This is a genomic window from Clostridium sp. MCC328 (genome assembly GCF_018785465.1).
GTDB lineage: Bacteria > Bacillota > Clostridia > Lachnospirales > Lachnospiraceae > Pilosibacter > Pilosibacter fragilis.
The window spans coordinates 77,775-85,384 of record NZ_WQPW01000001.1 but is presented as its reverse complement, the minus strand read 5'-3'; the positions used below and the strand labels follow the sequence as shown (position 1 = coordinate 85,384).

Below are 7,610 nucleotides of genomic sequence, written 5' to 3'. Positions count from 1 at the left end.
GGCTATATCCTTCCCACTACCGGGCGGATTCGGGACTTGCACCCGCTAGAAACGTGCGCCGCCGGGCGCACTTTAAAAAAAGAGGATCTGCGCAAAGCAGATCCCCTAAAAGATGCAGAATCAATTTCAAGATTACTGCAGCATGCTTAATACACCCTGAGGCATAGCGTTGGACTGGGAAAGCATAGACTGAGCAGCCTGTAAAAGAATGTTGTTCTTTGTATAAGCTGTGATCTCATCTGCCATATCTGTATCACGGATACGGCTTTCCGCTGATGTAATATTTTCAGAAGTAACCTTCAGGTTGTTTACCGTATGCTCCAGACGGTTCTGGGCAGCACCAAGGGTTGCACGGTAAGTAGATACTGTCTCAATTGCAGCATCTACAGATGCCATTGCTTTGAATGCATTAGTTGTGTTATCTACCGCAATACCGTCAACCTTTAAATCTTTAGCTGTCATAGTCTGCTGTGCAACAGTCATTGCGTTGGCTGTAGCTGCAGAAGCACCGATGAAGAAAGTCAGGTTCCCCTTCTTCGCAGGATTTAAAGGTTTCTCACCGTTGAACTCTGTAGTAGTAGCGATACGGGTAATTTCTTTATTCAGTGCATCAATCTCAGCCTTGATGTTGGCTCTTGCGGTTTTGGTATAAGTACCATTTGCTGCCTGGGTAGTCAGAGTCTTCATACGCTGAAGCATGGAGTGGGTCTCTGTCATAGCACCTTCTGCTGTCTGGATCAGACCGATCGCATCGTTTGCATTGTTTACAGCCTGGTTTAAACCATTGATCTGGGAACGCATGGTCTCGGAAATAGCCAGACCTGCTGCGTCATCGCCTGCACGGTTGATCTTGTAACCGGAAGACAGCTTCTCTAAGTTTTTGCTCAGTGCGTTCTGGTTGGTACTTAAGTTTCTGTAAGAATTGATCGCTGCAATATTATGCTGAATTACCATAATGAATTCCTCCTTTTATAAAAGAAAATATGGCAGTGGACTCCTTTCCTCTGTCTTCTACTGTCCCAAGGGCCCTTTCTGGAACAGCAGAATTTTCTTTCTATATATATATCGTCTTATGTTAAAAAAACATAAGCCTGTTTTTCATTATTTCTTTCATTTTTATTTTAAAAGTTCAAGTATGGTCTGAGGGAGATTATTTGCATTTGTAAGCATCATATTAGAGGACTGTAGGACGATGTTACTGCTGGTATATTTCGTGATCTCCTCTGCCATATTGGTATCACGGATCTGGCTTTCTGCCGCCTGCATGTTTTCACTTGTAACGCTTAAATTATTGTGGGTGTGATCCAGATGCATATAAGCAGCTCCAAAGGATGCCCTGACTTTAGAAACAGCCTCTATCGCGTTTTCAATGTATCCCACAGATTTATGTCCCTTTTCTACATCGGAAAAATCTGTCTGATCCAGCTGTAGTTCCCTGCTTCCTATATAATAGCGTTCTACATCCAGAACTTCTCCAGCCTGAGCAGAACCGCCGATCTGGAGCGGGATCGTATCGTCCAGCTCTGGCGGCTGCCAGAGCTGTGTATTTGTATTGGCATCTGCCCTGGAAAACAGGGAGATTTCTCCAAATTTAGTGGTAGAACCAATCCTGTCAATCTCCTCAAGGATATGGTCTTTTTCCATGTTCAAGGTTTCCCTGTTGGACTGATCGTAAGTTCCATTTGCAGATTTTAAAGCCAGAGTCTTCAGTCTCTGGAGCATGGAATGGACCTCTGTCAAAGCGCCATCTCCTACATTGGTAAGTCCGATGCCGTCATCAATGTTTCTCATCGCCTGGTTCAGGCTGTTGATCCTGCTGCGCATACCTTCCGAGATCGCCAGTCCAGCTGCATCATCTCCCGCACGGACGATCCGAAAGCCGGAAGACAGCTTTTCAAGGGACTTTTTCAGCTTTCCTGTTTCGATCCCCTGATTTCTGGCAGCATTTATGGATGCTATGTTATTCTGCACCTGCATGATGTTTCACCTTCCTTTGTATCTTCTATGAATATCATCAAATAACCATTTGTTTTTATTATCGGCAAAATGCCTTATTTTATTGATACCAGGGTCAAAAGGCCGGAATTGCGGGAGTGCAAAGCGCGCGGCAATCCGGTATCTGTCTGTCAGATCAGCGTACCCGTATCCTTACCCATATTCATCATCATCTGAAGACGGAGGATCTGCACCATATTAGACCAGTCTTCCCCGGAAAGGTTCTCTCCCTTTCCTGCTGCCAGAAGTGTACCAAGGCTGCCGGCGCCGGACAGATCGGTATTTCCCGCAAAGCTGCCTAAAAGACTGCCTGCTGTCAGACCGCTTCCTGTAAGGCCACTTCCGATAAGGCTGCTCACTGCTGTACTGCCGGATGTTTTCCCATATGTTCCGGTACTCACCGTACGTCCTGCCAGGATCGTATTGTTTCCCGTATAATCCGCCATGATCTTTTTTACATAATTCTGGGTTTCTTTATATGGTGGGATGCCTCCGTATTTGGTCACACTGTTCGGACCTGCGTTATAAGCTGCCAGTGCAAGGCTTACGTCTCCTCCGAACCGGTCCAGATTTTGTTTTAAGTATTTTGCCCCTCCAAGGATATTTTGTCTGGCATTGTAAGGATCGCTTACTCCAAGAGAACGGGCTGTTCCCGGCATCAGCTGCATCACGCCCATAGCCCCTGCTTTGGATACAGCCTTTGGATTAAACCCTGACTCTGCCTTTGCCACCGCCCTGAGAAGTTTAGAAGGGATCTGATATAAAGCAGAAGCTTCTTCGAAAATAGAATCCATATCTTCTTTTATGGCATTCAGCCCATTTTTCAGTATCCCCTGAAATTCCTGGACCGGTGTTGTCTTCTGTGTCTGATCCGCTGCCTGTGCAGCTAACTTTCCCCCATCTCCTGTTATCGGTGCTAAACTCATATTTCTTACTCCTTTCGGCCTGCGCCGTCTGCTCCCAGGTACCAGCCATCCTGAGAACGGTTTACTGCCATAGATCCATCGTTATTTAAATAATACCAGATATTTTTATCATACAGCCAGCCGGTCTTCATATCCCCATCAGGGTTTAAGTAATACCATTTTCCATTTCCTGTGTTCACCCAGCCGGTCTTCATATCCCCATCAGGGTTTAAGTAATACCATTTTCCGTTTCCTGTGTTCACCCAGCCGGTCTTCATATCCCCATCAGGGTTTAAGTAATACCATTTTCCATTTCCTGTGTTCACCCATCCGGTCTTCATACTTCCATCAGGGTTTAAGTAATACCATTTTCCGTTTCCTGTGTTCACCCATCCGGTCTTCATATCCCCATCAGGGTTTAAGTAATACCATTTTCCGTTTCCTGTGTTCACCCATCCGGTCTTCATATATCCATTTCCGTCGAAATAATACCATTTTCCACCATACTGGAACCACCCCCTGGTACGGTTTCCTTCAGCGTTAAAGTAGTACCATATACCTCCCACCAGCTTCCAGGTATTAACTGCCAGAGTCCCATCCGGCATAACAAAGTTGTCTCCCTTTAGAGAACCTGCTACGCCTGGACCAGTACTGCAGCTCTGGGAAGTTGCTGCATGTTCTTTCTCCTCTTCCGCACTGTCATCTATATCCTGTTCCTGTGATGTAACAAATTCCCCTTCTTTTAAGTATTTTTTCTGTTCTGCCGTAACCGGGACCGCTTTTACCTGATAATAGTAGATCTTGTCCGGATCTGTCATGTACTCCTTTAAGCTGACAGAGTTACTTGTAACTGTCATCCGTTTCACCACTTTATCATTTCCATATAAAGTCAGGGTATAGCCCGGAGCATAGTCTACCTTCTTCCACACTGCCTTTTCTGAGTCATGTGAACTCCAGCCTGCTAAAGCTGTGTCACCCAGAACAGTGACCGGCGTATAGTTCACTTTTACCTGCATGGTGGTATTATCCAGGGCTTTCGCCGATACAAAATCAGCCCCGGTCACACGGCATTTGGATCGTCCAAGGGACACAGGGAAATACTTTCCCTGTGCAGCATCCACAGTGATCTCCATCCGTACCTTTTTACCAGGTTTCCAGTTTTCATATTCTGTTTTGTAATAAATATCCCCAATGGATACCCCTGATCCGCTGATGGTGATCTGGGGCTGTGGTATTTCCTCCGGATCTCCAAAAGTGGTGTTAAATTTAATACTCATGGTCTCGATGATACTGCTCTCTGCCCCATAAGCTGTATACATATGAAAGATTCCCCCTGGCACAGACTGTAAGCTTCCTGTGCTAAGCAGCAGTCCTGTTCCGGCACAAAGGAGTATTTTTCTGATCATTTTCATTTCCATTCCTCACATATCTTTACCTGTACCAGATCCCGTCCCCATTAACATAAAATCCATTGATATACTGGTTTTTTGCCATTTCACCTGAATCCGGCCAAAAATAATACCAATTCCCGTCAACCTGATACCAGCCGGCAGCCATAACTCCGTCAGCATCCAGGAAATAAGTTTTCCCTTCCCGGATCAGCCAGCCGGTAAACATGACTCCCTGAAGGCTGTTGTCAAGTGTGTTTAAGTAATACCAGGAACCATTCTGTTCCAGCCAGCCGGTATATAAGGAGCCGTCTTCCCTGAAAAAGTAATAATCCGCCCCTATGATCTTCCAGCCTCCATAAGCCATGGTTCCCTGTGTATGCCCATTTTCCGTTAATGGCCAGAAGTAATACCACTGTCCATTGATCTTTGCCCATCCGGTTGCCATTTCCCCGGTACCATACAGGTAATACCAGTCATTTTCCATCTTCTGCCAGCCGGTGAGCATCGTGCCATTGACATCAAAATAATACCAGTATCCGTTGACCGACTGCCATGTACCCCGGCATATAGAGCCATCCGGAAATCTGTAATTCCATATATTGCCTTTTTTTACCCAGCCTACTTTATCTGTGGTTCCGCGCTTTGCAGAAGGATTTTTTGATTGCTGTCCTTTACCATCTGATACATACCGGTCTGTAATGGAAAGCTCCCCGGATTCTATCCATTCGCTTTTTCCACCATATTTTTTTTGGGAATCCGTTCCCGGTACTGTGCGTACCTTAAAGGTATACTCTCCTGTTTTTGTCATATATGGATAAAAATTATACTGAACCGCACTGGTCTGGGAGACGCTGTAAACTTTCGTTTTTCCTCTGTAAAGCTGCACTTCGTAATAACCGGATGTGTTATCCGGCTTTTCCCATTTAGCCTGTCCCAGGCTTTTTTCATTCCACCAGGCATCTTCCGGAGCAGCATAGTCTCCTTTGATCCCTTTTACCCGCAGGGTAACTACCAGTTCATCTCCATCTCGTCTGGCAGACACAAATGTGCCCCCACTGATCTTTACATTCGCTTTTTTATAGCTGGAAACAAAATAATCTTCACTGACATCTTCCGGTTCCAGGGTGACTTTCATCTGAGGCTCTTCAGCAGCTTTCAGTTCATTGGAGCTTTTATCCGTCCATTCGGCCTCGGAAACGCTGTATTTACCTCCACTTGCATCTACTGCCACTTCTCCATCTGAAACCGTGGTCGTTTCCAGTTTTATATCCGGAAGCTTGCTGCCTACTTCCAGCTTGGATGTAACACGGATATTTACTGTTTTAATCTCTTTTGCTGCTGCAAAAGCATCTATCTTTCCCCATTGGAACAGCAAGACTCCCGAAAGAAGGAGCAGAAACATTTCCCGTCCGTGTCTGGATCTTCTGTCAGGTATTTTCGACTTTTTCTTCATTTTCTTTTTCCTCCGGTGACGGCACATATCCTAAAAAGTAAATATAGATCTCTATGATCGCCTGATATAATTCTTCCGGCACAGCCGCTCCCAGCTGTAATCTGCTTAAAAGAGTTGCAAGAGAATCATCCTCATAAACCGGAACCCCTGACTTTCTGGCTGCTTCCGTGATCTTTTCTGCCATATATCCCATTCCGGAAGCAACGATTACCGGGGCAGTGTCCTTTTCCGGCGAATATTGAAGCGCAACTGCCTTTTGCTCTAATAACCGCTCAAACGCTGACATTAATACCATTCTCCTTTTTTCTTATCTTTGGAAAAACATCCAGCAGACGGTAATGAGCTTTCCGTTCCTGCACCTGCATCATTTTCACGCGCATCCCGTTTCTGGTACATATTTCCTGAAGCTTTGCCTGTATCTCTCCGGCTCCGGCAGAAAGATTTTTAGGAACTCCCAGCTCCATGGATATTTTATGATCCTGGAGATCTGCCAGAAGCTGGAAATCTCCCAATCCCCTGATCTCAAAGTCCACCAGAAGGCGTATTTTCCTGCCTCCATCTTTTTCTTCTTCTTTTTTCTCTGCATCCGGATCGATCCAAAATTCAGATACTGCCTCTTTTCCCTGATATTGAAAAGGAAGGACAAAATGATTAACAGACATATATACACTTTCGTTTACCAGCATCCCTCGCATCAGCTGATAAAAATCCTGTACATGTTCCAGCCCGGCTTCTCCTTTGGCTCCTCTTTCCACAAGTGAGCCAAAAATATCTCCATAAATATTTCCTTTTTTTCCTTTTGAACCGGTAAGTACAGCATACAGCTCTTCAGGCTCTGTTTCAAAAAAACGTTTAAAATCCCTATTAGCTGCCATTTGTTCAAAAAGGCTTCTGAGAAGGGCACTGCTTCCGTTTTCATAACGTGCCCCATAAAGGATCAGCTGGATCACGCTGCTTCTTACATTGCCATAATCATGGGTACGGGAAATATATCTTGAAAGAAAGGGGACCAGCTTCTGAAACAGAACCTGGGAATTTTCCTTTGTTTCCCCATTTTCTGCCTTCCAGTCCAGCTGATCCAGAATTGATGCGTATTCCTGTCTTGCAGAGGTGTAAAGCATTCCTTTTATTTCATCTGTCAGTTCCTGCATCTGTTCTAAAAGATGCTCACCGCTGGAATAATTGTTGAATACCTGAAGGAATTTGAGGGCTGTTTCCTGCAGGCCTCTGTTTCCTTCCTGCTGCAAAAGAGTTCTCAGGTTTTCAAAGAAAGTACCGGAAAATTTAGTCTGTCCCTGCATTTTTAAAAAATCCAGCAGCTGGCCAGAATCTTCAAAACTGGCAGAATCCAGCAGCTGCTGCACCATTTTACCCAGACCTTCATCACCTTTAGCGATAACGGCTCCATCCCGGAACAGGATCCGGCCCAGGGAATCCTTTATTTCATTTTCCTGCCCCAGCTTCTGAAGAAAGTCCGTATAATTTCCATTATAATTGCGGACGCTGAAGCCACTTTCATTTTCCTGGTCACCAGCGGTACCGCTTTTCTGTCCATCTGCCCGCACTACACGAGATGGGTCAGAAGGATTCTGGATCTGGGAACTGTTCAGGGCGCTTTGCTGCTCCTGGCCTGTGTGGAGATTTCTATTATCTATATATGTAGAAGGATCTGTTACCTGTAATATATTAGACATGTTTTATCCCTTTTCTTTTTGATTCTATATATTATGATGTTGGGGTCAAAAGATTTTGACCCCTCTGATACCGAATTACCCTGCATGCTTCCATATGTATATTTAATCGGCGTTTTCCCGTTTTTTATAATTATTATTTTTCTTATATTTTCAAGAAAAAAGGCGATAATTT

General features: G+C 44.9%; 7 protein-coding genes. All 7 read right to left on the bottom strand.

Annotation, left to right across the window (positions count from 1 at the left end):
* Positions 1 to 132 precede the first annotated feature (132 nt).
* The 7 genes from GPK83_RS00435 to GPK83_RS00405 all read right to left on the bottom strand — a co-directional run bounded on the left by GPK83_RS00435 (position 133) and on the right by GPK83_RS00405 (position 7,438).
* Positions 133 to 954 (bottom strand): flagellin, encoded by an 822-nt coding sequence (locus GPK83_RS00435; RefSeq protein WP_215703707.1) that lies wholly within the window; start codon positions 952 to 954, stop codon positions 133 to 135.
* Positions 955 to 1,116: 162 nt separating this feature from the next.
* Positions 1,117 to 1,977 carry a flagellin gene (locus GPK83_RS00430; RefSeq protein WP_215703706.1) on the bottom strand — a complete coding sequence of 287 codons (861 nt, stop codon included), beginning with the start codon at positions 1,975 to 1,977 and terminating at the stop codon, positions 1,117 to 1,119.
* 149 nt (positions 1,978 to 2,126) lie between these two features.
* Positions 2,127 to 2,921, bottom strand: coding sequence for a lytic transglycosylase domain-containing protein (locus GPK83_RS00425; RefSeq protein WP_215703705.1), 795 nt, complete (start codon positions 2,919 to 2,921; stop codon positions 2,127 to 2,129).
* Positions 2,922 to 2,926: 5 nt separating this feature from the next.
* Positions 2,927 to 4,219 carry an N-acetylmuramoyl-L-alanine amidase family protein gene (locus GPK83_RS00420; RefSeq protein ID WP_252196175.1) on the bottom strand — a complete coding sequence of 431 codons (1,293 nt, stop codon included), beginning with the start codon at positions 4,217 to 4,219 and terminating at the stop codon, positions 2,927 to 2,929.
* 112 nt (positions 4,220 to 4,331) lie between these two features.
* Complete coding sequence (locus tag GPK83_RS00415; RefSeq protein WP_015553168.1) at positions 4,332 to 5,744, bottom strand: N-acetylmuramoyl-L-alanine amidase family protein; 1,413 nt, start codon at positions 5,742 to 5,744, stop codon at positions 4,332 to 4,334.
* Positions 5,719 to 6,030 carry an EscU/YscU/HrcU family type III secretion system export apparatus switch protein gene (locus GPK83_RS00410; RefSeq protein ID WP_015553167.1) on the bottom strand — a complete coding sequence of 104 codons (312 nt, stop codon included), beginning with the start codon at positions 6,028 to 6,030 and terminating at the stop codon, positions 5,719 to 5,721. Before GPK83_RS00410 ends, GPK83_RS00415 begins: the two co-directional genes overlap by 26 nt.
* Positions 6,017 to 7,438, bottom strand: coding sequence for a hypothetical protein (locus tag GPK83_RS00405; RefSeq protein WP_215703704.1), 1,422 nt, complete (start codon positions 7,436 to 7,438; stop codon positions 6,017 to 6,019). The genes GPK83_RS00410 and GPK83_RS00405 overlap by 14 nt, the downstream gene beginning before the upstream one ends.
* Between the last annotated feature and the right edge of the window lie 172 nt (positions 7,439 to 7,610).